Genomic DNA, 16,325 nt, shown 5'->3' with positions numbered 1-16,325 from the left:
CGGGTGCGGTCCGCAGAGTGTCGTGGAGTGACTCTGCTTCAGCCGACGCGCTTTCCAAGTACGAGAATTCGGGTGCGCATGGCATTGACCCTCTCTCCGGCACGCATGACGTGTCAAGTGGGTGGGACAGGCGTCTCAGTATGTGATCCGGTGAGCAGCGGGATCGAGCCGCCCGCCATCACCGGCCGGGGGCTGGGAATGCCCGGTACGGGGAACTCCCCGCGCACCAGGGCGCGGCGCAGCCGGTACTCGTCGAGCGGGCCGGAGAAGGCCATTCCCTGGCCGTGGGTGCACCCCATGGCGCGCAGGGCGAGGACCTGCTCGGGGACGTCGACGCCGTCGGCGACGGACTGGAGGCCGAGGTCGCAGGCGATCCGCAGGAGGCCGCTGGTGATCTTGTGCAGTCTGGCCGATTCGACCACCCCCTCCACCAGGTTCCGGTCGAGCTTCAGTACGTCGATGGGGAGCCGGCGCAGCGCGTTGATCGCCGCGAAGCCGCTGCCGAAGCCGTCGAGCGCGATCCGTACGCCGAGCCGGCGCAGGGCCACGAGGCGCTGCTCCAGGGCGTCGAAGGAGACGCGCGGGTCGCTGTCGGCGACCTCGATCATCAGGGCGCCTGAGGGCAGCCCGTGGCGGGTGAGCAGCGCCTCGATGGAGCCGAGGGGCGGGGCCGCGTCCAGCAGCCGGGCGGCGGAGAGGCGGACGGAGACGGCGACGGGGTGCCCGGCCCTGGCCCGGTCGGCGGCCTGGGCGACCGCCTCCTCCAGGAGCCAGCGGCCGAGCTCGGCGGTGCGGTCGTCGTCTCCGGAGACCCGGAGGAACTCGGCGGGGGTGAACAGGATGCCCTGGGCGGAGCGCCAGCGGGCCTGGGCGGCGACGGCGGCGACGGAGCCGCTGGCGAGGTGCACGACGGGCTGGTGGAGCAGGGCGAACTCGCCGTCGCGCAGGGCCGTGCGCAGTCGGGTGGCCAGCTCGGAGCGGCGTACGACGTCGGCCTGCATCTGCGGGGCGTACAGTTCGACCCGGTCCTTGCCGCCGGCCTTGGCGCGGTACATCGCGAGGTCGGCGTTGCGCATGAGGTCGGTGGGGCTGATGGCGGGCTCGGCGAAGGCCACCCCGATGGACGCGGCGACCCGGACCTCGCTGGCGCCGATCCGGTAGGGCTGGGAGAGGGTGAGACGCAGCCGGTCGGCGATCTCGTGGACCTGGTACTCGCGGGCGCCCTGGTCGCGGGTGCCGTCGCCCATGATGAGCGCGGCGAACTCGTCGCCGCCGAGCCGGGCGGCGGTGTCGCCGGCCCGGACGGAGTCCTGGAGGCGGCGGCCGGCCTGGATGAGCAGTTCGTCGCCCGCCTGGTGGCCGATGGTGTCGTTGACCTGCTTGAAGCCGTCGAGGTCGATGAAGAGGACGGCGGTGCCGGGGTCGCTCGCGCGCCGGCCGCCGAGCGCCTGGCGGACCCGGGCGGTGAACAGGGCCCGGTTGGGCAGATCGGTGAGCGGGTCGTGCTCGGCGTTGTGCTGCAGCTGGGCCTGGAGCCGCACCCGTTCGGTGACGTCCCGGCTGTTGAGGAGGAGGCCGCCCTGGTGGCGGTTGACGGTGGACTCGACGTTGAGCCAGTCGCCGGTGCCCGAGCGGAAGCGGCATTCGATACGGGTGGTGGGTTCCTCGTGGGGCGGGGCGGCGAGGAAGCGCCGCACCTCGTGGACGAACCGGCCGAGATCGTCGGGGTGGATGATCGAGGACAGCTCGGCACCGACGAGCCCCTCCGCCTCGCGCCCGTAGACCCCGGCGGCGGCGGGGCTGACGTAGCGCAGGGTGCCGTTGGGCGCGGCGATCATGATGACGTCGCTGGAGCCCTGCACCAGGGAGCGGAAGTGGTTCTCCTTCTGGGCCAGCTCCTGGGTGAGGGAGATGTTGTCGAGGAGCATGATGCCCTGCCGGACGACCAGCGCCAGGACGACGGTGCAGCCGGTGAAGATGACCACCCGGTCCACCCGGCGGCCGTCGACCACGTTGTACAGGATGCCCAGGGTGCAGACGGCGGCGGCGAGATACGGGGTGAGGGCCGCGAGGGAGCCGGCGATCGGGCGGCTGACGGTGGTGGCGCGCGGCGGGCCGGGGCGGGCGGGCCGGCGGGCTCCACGGCGGGCGCCCCAGGGGGCGTAGGCGAGGAGCAGCGACCCGGCGAACCAGCCGGCGTCGAGGAGCTGGCCCGAGTGGTAGGTGGAGCGCAGCAGCGGCGAGGTGAACACCGCGTCGCTCAGCACGGTGAGCGCCAGAGCGGCGATGGCGGTGTTCACCGCGGAGCGGTTCACCCCGGCCCGCCGGAAGTGCAGGGCGAGCACCATCGAGACGAGCACGATGTCGAGCAGCGGATAGGCCAGCGAGAGGGCCGCGGGCGCGACACTGGTGTCCTGGACGCCCGCCAGATGCGCGGTGTGCGCGAGGGCGAGGCTCCAGGCGAGCGTCAGCAGGGAGCCGCCGATCAGCCAGGCGTCCAGGGCGAGGCAGACCCAGCCGGCCCGGGTGACGGGCCGTTTGGCGAGGACGAGCAGCCCGACGATGGCGGGCGGGGCGAAGCAGAGGAAGAAGACGTCGGCGAGGGAGGGGGTGGGCACGGGGACGCCGAGGATCACCTCGTACCACCCCCAGACGGCGTTTCCGCAGGCCGCCATGAGGGAGGAGAGCGAGAACAGCAGCCAGGCGGGGCGCAGCCGGCCCGCGCCCGTCCGTGCGTAGAGGAAGCAGGAGACCGCGGCGACCAGTGCCGCGGCGGCGAGACCGAAGTCCCCCATGAAGACGGCGACTTGCGGTGAGCCCCAGCCGAAGGCGGCGCCCACCGAATATCCCGCGCAGACGAGGCCGAGCAGGATGCGGGACCGCATCCCGGTGGAGCCGGACTCGGACCGCGTGGCGAGCAGGGCCCCCAGCGCGCTCACCGGAGGGCTCCCCGCCCCGGGCCCGCCGGGCACGTGCCCCCCGGCGCCTGGCTCTTCACGGAGCCCCTCCGGCGTCGCTCGCTCCGCGGCGGCCGGGGCCGCTCCCGGGAGACCGCTCCGGGGCATGGATCCGGCCATCGGCGGCCGGTGCGCCCCGTCGGCGCGGACGGCCGCGACCGCCCGCTCGTCCGCGTCGGCTCGTCTCTCCATGGCCAGCACATCGCCCGTCGCCCCCTCGCGTTCCGATGCTCCCCCGCGCCGTCCCTTTCACGGCGCAGCGCCCCGGATCGGACGATACACCAGATCCGTCACTCAGGGCCATAGCTTCTCTACGCTCCGTGACGAAACACGAGGTGAGCGGCACTGCGTGCATCCGGACCACCCCGTAGCGTGGCCGCCTCGGCGGGGTCAGCCGGTGGTGACGACCACGTTCCGCACCGGCTCTCCGGCGGCGAACCGGGTGAGCTGTGCGGCCAGCAGCCGCTTGGCGCGGGGTTCGAACGCCGAGGTGCTGCCGCCCACATGAGGCGTGATCAAGACATTCGGAGCATGCCAGAGGGGATGGCCCTGGGGCAGGGGTTCGGGGTCGGTCACGTCGAGCGCGGCTCGCAGCCGTCCGGATTCCAGTTCGGCCAACAGGGCCTTGGTGTCGACGACTCCGCCGCGTGCGACGTTGACGAGGAGTGCACCGTCGGGCATCGCGGCGAGGAAGTCGGCGCCCACCAGCCCCTGCGTGGACGGGTTCAGCGGGGTGGAGAGGATCACCACGTCGGCCTCGGGCAGCAGGGCGGGCAGACCGTCGAGCGTGTGTACGGGACCGCGTGCGGTGGTCCGCGCGGAGCGCGCGACGCGCGCCACCCGCGCGCACTCGAAGGGGGCGAGCCGGTCCTCGATGGCCGAGCCGATGGAGCCGTACCCCACGATGAGGACGGACTTGTCGGCGAGCGCCGGGTAGAAGCCGGAGCGCCACTCCTCCTCGTCCTGGCCGTGGACGAACCCGGGGAACCCGCGCAGGGAGGCCAGGATCAGCGCGAGGGTCAGCTCGGCGGTGGACGCCTCGTGCACCCCCTTGGCGTTGCAGAGCCGCACCCCGGCGGGCAGCAGGGAGAGGCCGGGCTCGACGTGGTCGATGCCGGCGGAGAGCGTCTGGACCACCTGGACGCCGCTCATGGCGGCCAGCGGGCGCTGCGCGACCTCGGGGCCCTGCATGTAGGGAACGACGTAGTAGGCGCAGTCGGCCGGATCGGCGGGGAAGTCCGGGCCACCGTTCCAGAAGAGGTAGTTGGGCCCGTCCGGAAGCCCGTCGATCTCCTCGGCCGGGAAGGGCAGCCATACGTCAGCAGTCGTCGCAGTCATGGTCGGGAGGCTATGCGACGGGTGTGCGAGCGCTCCAGGGCGGCTGGGAGAAGACCTCGGGAGGCCAGAGGTTACTTTGGGGTGCGGTACGGCCCCGTAGCCGCATGTACGAGGGAGGGTTCGGGGAGTTGGAGTGCAGGACTATCGGGGCGGCGGGGCTTGCCGTGGGTGCGGTCGGGCTCGGCTGCATGCCGATGAGCTGGGGTTACAGCGCGTCGCAGCGGCTCGGCGACCGTTCGGTGCGGACGGTGCACGCGGCCCTGGACGCGGGCGTCCGGCTGCTCGACACCGCGGACATGTACGGCCCCTTCACCAATGAGCTGCTGGTGGGGCGGGCGCTGAAGGGCCGCCGCGAGGAGGCGTTCGTCTCCACCAAGTGCGGGCTGCTGGTGGGCGATCAGCACATCGTCGCGAACGGTCGGCCGGGGTACGTCCGGCGGGCCTGCGACGCCTCGCTGCGACGGCTCCAGACCGATGTGATCGACCTGTACCAGCTGCACCGGGCCGACCCCGAGGTGCCGGTGGAGGAGACCTGGGGCGCGATGGCGGAGCTGGTCACCGTGGGCAAGGTGCGCTCGCTGGGGCTGTGCGCCGTGGGGGCGCGGGCCCCGCGCCGGTCGGGCGAGGGCCCGTTCGAGGGAACGATCCGGCAGTTGGAACGGATCCAGCAGGTCTTCCCGGTCAGCGCCGTCGAGGCGGAGCTGTCGGTGTGGTCGCGGGAGGCGCTGGCGGAGCTGCTGCCGTGGTGCGTGGCGCGCGGGGTCGGGCTGCTGGCCGCGATGCCGCTGGGCAGCGGTTATCTGACTGGGACGCTGAAGCCGGGGCAGGGGTTCGAGCCGGAGGATCTGCGGGCCCGGCATCCCCGGTTCACGGCCGAGGTGATGGCGGCGAACCAGCCGGTGGTGGCCGGTCTGCGGCGGATCGCGGAGCGCCGGGGGGCGACCGTGGCGCAGGTGGCGCTCGCGTGGGTGCTGCGCCAGGGCCCGCATGTGGTGCCGGTGCCGGGGACGAAGCGGGAACAGTGGGCGGTGGAGAACGCCGGGGCGGCCGGGGTGGTCCTGGACGACCGGGACCTGGCGGAGATCGACGCGCTGCCCGCCGCCCGCGAGTCCTGGGACTGAGCGTCGCGCCCCGTACGGCGGGAGAATGGGCGGATCGGGAACTTCTGGCCCCGCCGGGAGGTAGGAACACTGTGAGGGAACGCGGTGTGGGGGCAGGTAGTCGGGCAACCGTCGAAAGGATCGGTTCCGTGCGTGGTGCTCTGTTCGGACATGTGCAGTCCCCGGCCGTGCGCAGGGGGGTGCTGGCCGCGGTGGCGTCGGCCGCCCTGCTGCTGTCCGCCGCGTGTTCCGGCGACGGGGACGGGGACGGTGGTGCGTCCGGCCGGCCGGCCGGTTCCCCGACCGCCTCGGGCTCCGCTTCCCCGGCCTCGCCGAGCCGGTCGGCGGACCTGCCGCCCGAGAAGGGTTCGGCGAAGGTCGTCTCGACGCTGACGGAGAACCTGAAGTCGCCCTGGGGTCTGGCCGCGCTGCCGGGCGGTGATCTGCTGGTGTCCTCGCGGGACGAGGGGACGATCCACCGGATCGACGGCGAGAGCGGCAAGCAGACGCTGCTGGGCTCGGTGCCCGGGGTCGCCCCGGCCGGCGAGGGCGGACTGCTCGGGCTCGCCGTCTCGTCCACGTTCGGCGCGGACCAGTTGGTGTACGCGTACTTCACGACCACGTCCGACAACCGCATCGTCCGGATGAGTTACGACGAGAAGCGCCCGGCGGGACAGCAGCTCGGCGCCCCGGACACGGTGCTGCGCGGTATCCCCAAGGGCAGCATCCACAACGGCGGCCGGATCGCCTTCGGCCCGGACAAGATGCTGTACGCGGGCACGGGCGAGGCCGGGGACACGGAGCTGTCGCAGGACAAGGAGTCGCTGGCGGGCAAGATCCTGCGGATGACGCCCGACGGCGAGCCGGTGCACGGCAATCCGGAGGCGGACTCGGTGGTGTATTCGTACGGGCACCGCAATGTGCAGGGGCTCGCCTGGGACGCGGAGAAGCGGCTGTGGGCCGCCGAGTTCGGGCAGAACACCTGGGACGAGCTGAATCTGATCGAGCCCGGCGGTAACTACGGCTGGCCCGAGGTGGAGGGCCGGGAGGGCGAGGACGGGTTCATCGACCCGGTGGCGCAGTGGAAGACCTCGGAGGCCTCCCCCAGCGGGATCGCATACGCGGAGGGCTCGATCTGGATGGCCGGGCTGCGCGGTGAGCGGCTGTGGCGGATCCCGCTGTCCGGTGAGAAGGCCGGGGAGCCTCTCGCGGACCCCCAGGCGTTCCTGGAGGAGGAGCACGGCCGCCTGCGCACGGTGGTGAGCGCGGGGAGCGACCGCCTGTGGCTGCTCACCAGCAACACGGACGGGCGCGGCACACAGCAGAACGGGGACGACAGGGTCCTTCAGGTCGAGGTGGAGTAGCGGGCCGCCGCCCCGGCAAGACACCCCCTAGGCCGCCGGGTAGAGCCTCAGGCGGTGGGCGAGGGCGGCTGCCTCGCCGCGGCTGGAGACGCCCAGCTTGGCCAGGATGTTGGAGACGTGGACGCTCGCGGTCTTCGGGGAGATGAACAGCTCCTCGGCGATCCGCCGGTTGGTGTGTCCGGCCGCGACCAGCCGGTGCACGTCCTGCTCGCGCGGGGTCAGCCCGAAGGACGCCACGGCGGCGATGGCGGGGTCCTCCTCCTCCTCGGCCGGCGGCCGGCCGGGGCCGTCGGCGGCGGATACGGGGGCCAGGACGGCCGGGGGGATCCCGGGGTCGGGGCCGGGTACCGTGCCGGAGCCGTCGAGGGTGATGCGGGCGCGGGCGGCCAGCTGTTCGACCGCCTCGGCGAGCGGGCGCGCGCCGAGGCGCCCGGCGGTCTCCTGGGCGCGGTGCAGCAGGGCCGTGGCGGTGGACCGCTCGCCGGGGGCGATGAGCAGGGACTCGGCCCACCGGCGGTGGATCTGGGCCAGTTGGTACGGGCGGCACAGCGGGCCGAAGGCCTCGGCGGCACGGGCCCAGTGGCCGGGGGTGTCCGTGCCCTCCGCGCGGGCCAGCTCCGCCTCGATGAAGACGCCGTAGGCCTGCCATACGGGGACGAGCATCGGGATCGGCTTCACGCACCGGCGGATCAGGGCGAGCAGCTCCGGGCGGTCCGGTTCGGCGGCGGGCAGTCCGCGGGCGTCGGCCTCGATCATGGCGGCGGTCTGGAGCAGGGGCAGGGCGTAGCGCTGGGTGCCGGGCGGGAAGCCGACCCTGGCCAGCTCCTTGAACGCCGTCCGTGCCTCGGCGAGCCTGCCCTGGGAGGCGGCCAGCACCATGGTGTGCCGCCCGGGGTCGATCGTGTGCTGGTGCTGCGGGTCGCGGTGCCCGAAGTGTCTGCGGACCAGGGCGAGCTGCTCCTCCGCCTCGGCCGTGTCCCCCCGGGCGACGGCCAGTTCGGTACGGCGCAGCGCGGCGAGGCCCTTGGCCCGGAGGCCCAGCGCCAGGCGGGCGGCGGACGCGGCGGCACTCTCGCTCTGGGCCCAGTGCCCGAGGGAGAACAGGGACTGGGACTGGTTGGCGTACACCCAGGCCCCGGAGTCGGCCAGACCGTGGCTGTGGCAGATCTCGATGCCGTGGTCGGCGGCGGCGACGGCCTCCAGCGAGCGGCCCATCGCCTCCAGCGAGGAGGGCAGGTTGACGCTGACCCGGCCGAGGAGGTTCATCAGGTGGAGCTGTTCGGCACGGTCCCGGACCGCGTACATCTCGGCGAGGCCCTCCTCGACGCCGCCCGCGTCCGCGACGAGCCAGCCGCGGGTGAGGCGGGCGTGCAGCTCGATGTACTCGTCGCCGACGAGCCGGGCGTACTCCACGGCGCGGTCGCTGTCGGCGAGCGCCTGCGGTCCCGGCTGGTGGAGCGCCCTCCAACTGGCCACGTTCGTCAGGACGTCGGCCTGCACCGACGACGGCGGCAGCCCCCGCACCAGCTCCTGGGCGGCTGCCAGCTCCTCCCAGCCGTCCCCCTTGTCGAGCCCCTGCACCAGCCGGCTGCGCTGCACGAGGAACCAGGCCTCGCGCAGCGGGTCGGCCTCGGCGGCCAGGACCCGCATGGCCTTCTTGGAGATGGCCAGCGCGCGTTTGCGGTCGCCGCCGAAGTGGGCGGCGACGGTGGCCTCGGCCATCACGTCGAGGTAGCGCAGGGGCGTGTTCTCGGGGTCACAGGCGGAGGCCGGGTAGACCTCGGCGTAGTCGAAGGGGCGCAGGGTGGCGAGGACCTCACCGGGGACGTCGTCCCAGAGCTCCATCGCCCGCTCCAGCAGCCGCAGTTGCTCGGAGTAGGCGTAGCGGCGGCGGGCCTCGACGGCGGCGCGGAGCACGGCGGGCAGGGCCTTGGCGGCGTCGTGGGCGTAGTACCAGTAGCTGGCGAGACGGGTGGCCCGTTCGTCGTCGCGGACGAGGGAGGGGTCGGCCTCCAGGGCTTCGGCGTAGCGGCGGTTGACGCGGGTGCGTTCACCGGGCAGCAGGTCGTCGCTGACGGCCTCGCGGACCAGGGAGTGCCGGAAGCGGTAGCCGTCGCTGTCGGGCGCGGGCTGCAGCAGGTTGGCGCCGACGGCCGCGCGCAGGGCCTCGTCGAGGTCGTCCTCGCCGAGCCCGGCGACGGCGGCGAGCAGTTCGTGTTCGACGAAGGAGCCGCCCTCCGCGACGATCCTGGCGACCCGCTGGGCGTGCTCGGGGAGCGCCTCCACGCGGACGAGCAGGAGGTCGCGGAGCGATTCGGAGAGCCCGGAGCTGTCGCCGCAGCACTCCAGGGACCTGGCCAGCTCCTCGACGAAGAAGGCGTTGCCGTCGGAGCGTTCGAAGATCTCGTCGACGAGTGCGGCCTCGGGGATCTCGGCGAGGATCCCGGCGAGCTGGCGGCCGACCTCGTCGTGGCTGAACCGGTCGAGTTCGACGCGGGTGACGGTGCGCAGCCGGTCCAGCTCGGCGAGGAGGGGGCGCAGGGGGTGGCGGCGGTGGATGTCGTCGGCGCGGTAGGTGCCGACGACCATGAGGCGGCCGGTGTTCAGGGTGCGGAAGAGATAGGCGAGCAGATGCCGGGTGGAGGCGTCCGCCCAGTGCAGGTCCTCCAGGACGAGGACGACCGGGCGGTCGGCGGAGATCTGCTCCAGCAGGCGTGCGGCGAGTTCGAAGAGGCGGGCGGTGCTGTGCTCGTCGGTGGCGTCCCGGTGGGCCTCGCCCAGCTCGGGCAGGAGGCGGGCCAGCTCGCCCTCCTTGCCGGCGCAGGCGGCGGCCATCTCCTCGGGCAGAGCACGCCGCAGGGCGCGCAGGGCGGTCGGGAAGGGGGCGAACGGCAGCCCGTCGGCCCCGATCTCGACGCAGGACCCGACGGCGACCACGGCGTCGCGCCGCTCGGCCGCCGAGACGAACTGCTCGACCAGACGGGTCTTCCCCACACCCGCCTCACCGCCGATCAGCAGCGCCTGCGGATCGCCGGAAGCGGCCCGCGCGAGCGCCCCGGTGAGCGAGGCGAGCTCCTCGGCGCGCCCGACGAACACGGGGCTGACTGACCTGGTCTCCACGCCGCTGAGCATCGCATACGCGTGCGAGGCGGCGGGAGTCTTTTCGCGCAGGGTGACCATGCCCGCCGTACGGTCCCGGCCCACCGCGCCCGGTACGGAAGGGGCGGCGGGACCGGGGGCCGGCACGGGGGTCGTCCCGGGCCGGGCCATCGTCAGGCGGCCGGGGTGAAGCGGCTGCGGTCGCCCTGCCTCACCTTCCCCTCCGGGTCTTGGCGCCCACTGCGGCGGGCGGCCCGGCGGGCGCGGCGGGCCCGGCCGATCTCGCGCTCGGCGTCGGCCCGGCGGATCAGCTCGGCGGAGGTGGAGCGGTAGATCTCGTACTCGTACATGGTGTTCCCCTGATTCCTGGTCGTGGCAGCGGACCGGAGGGGTGGCCCGGCCGGTCGGCCGGGGCCCTGTGTTCGCTGTGTGTCCACTGTCGTCGGCCAGGTGGGGGTGGGGCATCGGGCGAGTTCCGCATCTTCGCGGCGGTGGGGGCCTTAGGCGGGCTCATCCCGTGCCCGAGGGGTGGGCGGGGGCCTTAGGAGGCGGGCCCGCGCGCCTTACGCGGGTACTCGGCCGGGTCAGCCGCCGGCCGGGGTGCCCGCGCTGGGCAGGGAGGCGAAGAGGTCGAAGTACATGCCCGCGGAGATCAGCACACCGAGGACGCCGAGGGCGACACCGGCCAGGGCGACCGCGCGGACCCAGGCGGGCTGCGGCCGGTCGGCGGGGGCGCCGAAGGCGGGGCGGACCAGGACGACGACGCCGACGAGCAGGGCCAGGACGGCGAAGACACCGTTGACCAGGGCGGTGGTGTGCCAGGCGTCCCCGTAGATCTCCGAGATCTGCTGGGCCGCGCTGCCGCCGCCGGAGGTCTTGATCTGGCCGATGAGCGTCTCGCGCTCGGCGGCGACCCGGCCGCTCCACGCGCCGGTCAGGGCGACGACGCCGAGGGCGGCGGAGACGACGGCCGCCGCGCCCGCGCCGACGCCGTGCCGGGCCGTCTCGAAGGGGTCGGGCTCCAGGTCCTCGTCCGCGATGCCGTCGTCGGCGGCGTCGCCCTCGGGCTGCGTGGAGAGGTCGTCGGGGGCCGTCGCGGAGTCGCCGGCCCCCGACGACGTACCCGGGGCGTCCTTCGTCTCCGTGTCCTTCGCCGCCGCGTCCTGGGCGGCAGCCGTCTCGTCGGGGGTCGTCGTCTTGGCGGGGGTGGTGTTCATGCGCCGCACGCTAGGGGGCCCGGATGAGAGCGCCCTTAACGCCGGGCGTGCGCCGGGGCTCAGCGCCCGGTGCGGGCCTTCCACTCGGGGGCGAGGACCGACCAGATCTCGGAGTCGTGACGTACGCCCCGGTAGAGGTAGTTCTGCCGGATCACCCCGTCGCGGGTCATGCCCAGCCGCTTCGCCACCGCGATCGACTTCGTGTTCGCGGCGGAGGCGTCCCACTCGACGCGGTGCATACCGCGCTCGTACACCGCCCAGTCGATCAGCCGCTCGGCGGCCCGGGTGATCAGGCCGCGGCCCTGGGCGGCGGGCTCCAGCCAGACGCCGATCTCGCAGTTGCCGGACGCCGTGTCGAAGATCCGGAAGAGGACGCCGCCGACGAGGGTGCCGTCCAGCCAGATCCCGTACAGCCGTCCGGTGTCCGCCGCCTGCTTCTCCGCGTACCGCTGGAGCAGGGCGCGCGCCGAGTCCCGGTCCGTGGCGAAGGAGGCGAAGGGGATCCAGGGGTCGACCAGCTCGCGGGCCCGGTCCATGTGGGCGAGGAACTCCTCGTCCTGCCAGATCTCCAGCGGCCGCAGCTCCGCCTTGTCGTCACCCAGGGATATGGCGAACATCGTGCTCCTCCTCCGTCTGCGCGACACCCTCCTCGGTGGCGCGCGCCCCCGGGATCTTCGCATGGAGCGGTACGCAGTCGGGCGGCTCGATGGAGATCCGGGGCAGCCGCTTCTCCAGCCAGCCGGGCAGCCACCAGTTCGCCCCGCCGAGCATGTGCATCAGGGCGGGCACCAGCAGGGTGCGCAGGACGAAGGCGTCCAGGGCTACGGCGGTGGCCAGCGCGATGCCGAACATGGCGATGACCCGGTCGCCGCTGAGCACGAAGGCGAGGAAGACGGAGATCATGATCACGGCGGCGGAGTTGATGACCCGGCCGGTCTCGGCGAGGCCGACCCGTACGGAGCGCCGGTTGTCGCCGGTCTCCAGCCACTCCTCGTACATCCGGCCGACCAGGAAGACCTGGTAGTCCATGGAGAGGCCGAAGAGGACGGAGACCATGATCACGGGGAGGAAGGGTTCGATGGGCCCGGCGCTGCCGAGGCCGAGCAGCTCGCTCCCCCAGCCCCACTGGAAGACGGCCACGACGACGCCGAAGGAGGAGGCGACGGCGGCCACGTTCATCACGGCGGCCTTGATCGGGATGCCGATGGACCGGAAGGCCAGGAGCAGGAGCAGACAGCCGAGCCCGATGACGACTCCGACGAACAGGGGCAGCTTCCCGACGATGATCTCGGCGAAGTCGTCGTAGCTGGCAGTCACCCCGCCGACATGGGCTTCCAGCGAGGTGGTGTCCTGGACCGGCGGCAGCACGTCGCCCCGGATCCGGTCGACCAGCTCGCTGGTCTCCTGCGACTGGGGCGAGGAGTCGGGGACGACGGTGAGGAAGGCGGTGTCGCCGCCGCTGTTGTACGTGACCGGGCTGACGGACGCGACGCCTTCGGTGGTGCGCAGCTTCTCGGGCAGCGAGTCCAGGGCGAGCCGGTCGTCCGCGCCGTCGAGCTGGGCGGCGATGGTGAGCGGGCCGTTGACGCCGGGCCCGAAGCCGTCGGCGAGCAGGTCGTAGGCCTGCCGGGTGGTGGCGCCGGCCGGGTTGTTCCCCTGGTCCGATGTGCCCAGGTGGAGACCGAGGGCGGGCAGGGCGAGGACCAGCATGACGACGGCCGCGACCCCGCCCAGCAGCTTGGGGTGGCGCTCGACGAAGGCGGACCAGCGGGCGGCGAAGCCGGTGGGCAGTTCGGGGCGCGGTCCGTGTTCGGCGAGCTGCCGGCGTTCGCGGCGGCTGAGGGCCCGCATCCCGATGAGGGAGAGCAGGGCGGGCAGCAGGGTGACCGAGGCCAGCACGGTGAGGACGACGGTGAGCGAGGCGGCGATGGCGACGCCGTTGAGGAAGTCGAGCCGCAGGATCAGCATGCCGAGCAGGGCGATACAGACGGTGACCCCGGCGAAGACGACGGCGCGGCCGGTGGTCGCGACGGCGTTCTGGGCCGCTTCGGGCACGGACATGCCGCGCCGGAGCCCTCTGCGGTGCCGGGTGACGATGAACAGGGCGTAGTCGATGCCCACGCCGAGCCCGATGAGCATGCCGAGCATGGGGGCGAAGTCGGCGACGGTCATCAGATGGCCGAGCAGCACGGTGCCCGCGTAGGCGGTGCCGACGGAGACGAGGGCGGTGGCGATGGGCAGCAGGCTGGCGGCCAGGGAGCCGAAGGCGAGGAAGAGCACGACGGCCGCGACGATCACGCCGATGCCTTCGGCGAAGTGGACGGAGGGCGCTTCGGTGAGGGCGACGGCGGTGCCGCCCAGCTCGACCTGGAGTCCGTCGGCCTCGGCGGCCTTCGCGGTGTCGACGAGGGCCTGCGCCTGGGAGGCGGGGATCTCGTCGGCGGGGCGGTCGAAGGTGACGGTTGCGTAGGCGGTGTGGCCGTCCTGGCTGATCTGGCCGGGGCCCGCGGTGCCGTAGGGGCCGGTGACCGCGCCGACGCCCGGCAGGTCCTCGATCGCGTGGAGCGTGCGGGTCATCGTCTGCTCGACGTCGGCGGCTCTGACCGTGGAGTCGGTGGTGTGCCAGACGACGGTGTCGGTGTCGCCGCCGAGGTCGGTGAAGCCCTGCGAGAGGAGTTCGGTGGCCCGGCCGGATTCGGTGCCGGGGACCTCGTAGTCGTTGGAGTACGCCGAACCGGCGATGCCCGCCGCTGCGGCGGTCCCGCCGAGAGCGGCGAGCCAGATGAGAACGGCGACGAGACGGTGCCTGATGCACCAGCGAGCGATGGCAGCCAACGGACGAGCTCCCTGCGGGTTCGTGGACCTTTACCCGCAGATAACGTGATCTGCCCGTAAACGTCTCATGACCTGAGACCGCCCACTCTGACAGCAGATCGTGATCCTTTGTCCGTTTCGTGGCCATGGTCACAGGGCCTGATCTGCCCCTTATACGGGACGGATCAGGCCCGGCGGCCTCGGCGACCGGTCAGCCCGAGACGCTCGCCCGGCCGTTCTCGATGTGCCCCATGAGCCGCCGCCGGAAGCCGTCCTCCCCGTCCACGGTGACGTCGAGGTCGTACCAGCCGTGGGCGTCGGCCGCCGAGTGCACCAGCGACCGGCTGCGGCCCGGCTTGACCGTGACGCGGCGCGTCCAGTCCCGTACGTCGTCCTCGTCGACGTAACCGAGCGGCCGCACCAGGAAGGTCAGGGCCCGGCGGCCGGTGTTGCGCAGGGTGAGGTGGATGTCGCGGTCGCGGTGGTCGATGCGGCTGGCGACCTCCGCTCCCCCGTCGGCCGGTCCGGCGAACTCGCGCCGGAAGCCGTTCGGGCCGGTGACCGTGAAGCGGTACGCCTCCCCCGCCACCGGGACCGTCCAGTGCGCGCGGCCCCGGACGTCACGGTGCTGCGGGGCCGGGAACTCGTCCGCGTACGGGTAGAGCGTGAAGTGCGCCGAGGACCGGCCGCTGTTGTCCAGCTCCACCCGCAGTCCGCCGTCGGCCCGCCGCGCCTGGGCGTCCGGCCGGTAGGGCAGCGGGCGCGCCGGGCGCAGGCCGGGCTCCTGCTCCGGGAGGTGCTGGACGGCGGGCGGCTTCGGCTGCCAGCGGCCCTCGAAGGGCGGGATGGCCCCGGGGCTCTGCACGGCGGGCTGCCGGCGGGCCCGGGTGAAGTCGAAGGCGGAGGTGAGGTCGCCGGTGACGCGGCGCCGCCAGTCGCCGATGTTGGGCTCCTTCACCCCGGTCCAGCGCTCCAGGAACTGGATCACGGAGGTGTGGTCGAAGACCTCGGAGCAGACGTATCCGCCGACGGTCCACGGCGAGACGACCAGCAGCGGCACCCGGATCCCGAGGCCGGTCGGGCGGCCCTCCCACTGCTCCTCGGTCGCCTCGGGGGGTGCGACGGGCGGCGGGACGTGGTCGAAGAAGCCGTCGTTCTCGTCGTAGTTGATCAGCACGGCGGTGTGCCGCCAGACGTCGGGGTGCTTGCCGAGCGCGTCGAGGATCTTGTAGACGATCGTGGCGCTGTGCACCGGCGATGAGGTGCTGGGGTGCTCGGAGTCGATCGCCGAGGGGACCAGGTAGGAGACCTCCGGCAGCGTCCCGGCGGCCACGTCCTTCGCGAACGCGTCGGCGAGCGTCCCGGTGGGCACCCTGCGCAGCCCGCGCTCGAACAGGCTGCGCTCCTGCCGCGTGAGCGTCGCGACACCCTCGTCCAGCAGCCCGAGCAGCCGGGTGCGCTCGGCCTCGGAGGCGCCGCGGACCTTGGCGTAGAAGGCTTCCATGTACGTATGGCCGCCCGTCTTGGCCAGGGCCTTGCGGGCGATCGCCTTGAAGGTGGCGTAGAACTCGATCTGGTTGTCGGTGAAGTTCTCCCACTCGGTGTACGTCCGCCAGCTGCGCCCGGCCTTCTCCAGCCGCTCGGCGTAGGTGGACCAGTCGTAGCCGGGGTGGGTGCCCTCGTTGTACGCGTCGTTGCCGACGGCCCGTTTCCCGTTCGCCTCGAAGCCGGTCTTCCCGCTCCAGAGGTGGTTGCGGTTGGGGCTGGTGGAGGTGTGGATGGAGGAGTGGTAGGCGTCGCAGACGGTGAAGGTGTCGGCCAGCTCGTAGTGGAGCGGGATGTCGCGGCGGTCGTAGTACGCCATCGTGGCCGCGGTCTTGGCGCTGATCCAGCCGTTCATCCAGCCGCCGCCCCAGGCCTTCGCCCCGCCGCTCCAGGAGTGGTCGAGGGCGCCGATGTACTGGAGGTCCTTCTTCTGCTCCTCGGCCGCCCCGCGCACCGGGAAGGGCAGCACGGTGGAGCCGGCCGCCCCGGGCTGCTCGAACACGGTGGAGCCGGTCGGCAGCTCGATGGCGTTACGGTCGCCGAAGCCGCGGACCCCGCGCAGGGTGCCGAAGTAGTGGTCGAAGGACCGGTTCTCCTGCATCAGGATCACCACATGCTTGATCGACCCCAGCCCGCCGGACCCCGCGTGGGCGGGCTGCGCGGCGATGGCGGCCTGGAGCGACGGCGGCAGGAACGATCCGGCCGCAGCGGCGCCGAGTGCGCCGCCGCCCAGCGCGAAGAGCCGTCGCCGTGACATGTCCGTGGTCAAAAGAGCCTCCTGGTTGCGGTGGTTACAGCCGGGAAGCTAGTCAGACCGGGTGGCGTCGGGAAGGACTGTGCACGGCCCGGTGGTGAACGTCCAAGAGGTCCGGTCCGAAAGTCCAACCCGGA

At 73.0% G+C, this 16,325-nt stretch carries 10 protein-coding genes; 2 read left to right on the top strand and 8 right to left on the bottom strand.

Annotated elements, in window-relative coordinates; genetic code table 11:
* Positions 1 to 113: 113 nt before the first annotated feature.
* On the bottom strand, positions 114 to 2,939 hold the full coding sequence (locus tag IE134_RS15530; RefSeq protein WP_030714859.1) for a putative bifunctional diguanylate cyclase/phosphodiesterase: 2,826 nt from the start codon (positions 2,937 to 2,939) through the stop codon (positions 114 to 116).
* A gap of 408 nt (positions 2,940 to 3,347) precedes the next feature.
* A complete protein-coding gene (locus tag IE134_RS15525; RefSeq protein WP_030714862.1) occupies positions 3,348 to 4,295 on the bottom strand; it encodes a 2-hydroxyacid dehydrogenase in 948 nt (315 codons plus the stop codon).
* A gap of 164 nt (positions 4,296 to 4,459) precedes the next feature.
* Between IE134_RS15525 and IE134_RS15520 the strand changes: the two genes are divergently transcribed.
* Both IE134_RS15520 and IE134_RS15515 read left to right on the top strand, forming a co-directional pair.
* Positions 4,460 to 5,416, top strand: a complete 957-nt coding sequence (locus IE134_RS15520; protein ID WP_030714865.1) for an aldo/keto reductase — start codon at positions 4,460 to 4,462, stop codon at positions 5,414 to 5,416.
* A 128-nt stretch (positions 5,417 to 5,544) separates the two neighbouring features.
* Complete coding sequence (locus IE134_RS15515; protein ID WP_078614416.1) at positions 5,545 to 6,759, top strand: PQQ-dependent sugar dehydrogenase; 1,215 nt, start codon at positions 5,545 to 5,547, stop codon at positions 6,757 to 6,759.
* A 27-nt stretch (positions 6,760 to 6,786) separates the two neighbouring features.
* Here IE134_RS15515 and IE134_RS15510 read toward each other — a convergent pair whose 3' ends face one another.
* From IE134_RS15510 to IE134_RS15485, 6 genes are all read right to left on the bottom strand, one after another.
* The gene (locus tag IE134_RS15510; protein WP_189430783.1) at positions 6,787 to 10,029 is read right to left on the bottom strand and encodes a helix-turn-helix transcriptional regulator; all 3,243 of its coding nucleotides are present in this window, start codon (positions 10,027 to 10,029) and stop codon (positions 6,787 to 6,789) included.
* A 2-nt stretch (positions 10,030 to 10,031) separates the two neighbouring features.
* Positions 10,032 to 10,208, bottom strand: coding sequence for a hypothetical protein (locus tag IE134_RS15505; protein WP_179888043.1), 177 nt, complete (start codon positions 10,206 to 10,208; stop codon positions 10,032 to 10,034).
* Positions 10,209 to 10,442: 234 nt separating this feature from the next.
* On the bottom strand, positions 10,443 to 11,075 hold the full coding sequence (locus tag IE134_RS15500) for a hypothetical protein (RefSeq protein ID WP_098018584.1): 633 nt from the start codon (positions 11,073 to 11,075) through the stop codon (positions 10,443 to 10,445).
* A 59-nt stretch (positions 11,076 to 11,134) separates the two neighbouring features.
* Positions 11,135 to 11,692, bottom strand: a complete 558-nt coding sequence (locus tag IE134_RS15495; protein ID WP_030714878.1) for a GNAT family N-acetyltransferase — start codon at positions 11,690 to 11,692, stop codon at positions 11,135 to 11,137.
* Positions 11,670 to 13,910 (bottom strand): MMPL family transporter, encoded by a 2,241-nt coding sequence (locus IE134_RS15490; protein WP_098894675.1) that lies wholly within the window; start codon positions 13,908 to 13,910, stop codon positions 11,670 to 11,672. The genes IE134_RS15495 and IE134_RS15490 overlap by 23 nt, the downstream gene beginning before the upstream one ends.
* A 190-nt stretch (positions 13,911 to 14,100) precedes the next feature.
* Positions 14,101 to 16,203: a phosphocholine-specific phospholipase C gene (locus IE134_RS15485; protein WP_189430781.1), complete on the bottom strand. Its 2,103-nt coding sequence runs from the start codon at positions 16,201 to 16,203 to the stop codon at positions 14,101 to 14,103.
* Positions 16,204 to 16,325: the final 122 nt, after the last annotated feature.

Origin of the sequence: Streptomyces rubiginosohelvolus (assembly GCF_014649875.1) — a bacterium.
Lineage (GTDB): Bacteria > Actinomycetota > Actinomycetes > Streptomycetales > Streptomycetaceae > Streptomyces > Streptomyces rubiginosohelvolus.
This window is presented reverse-complemented; position numbering and strand designations above follow the sequence as displayed.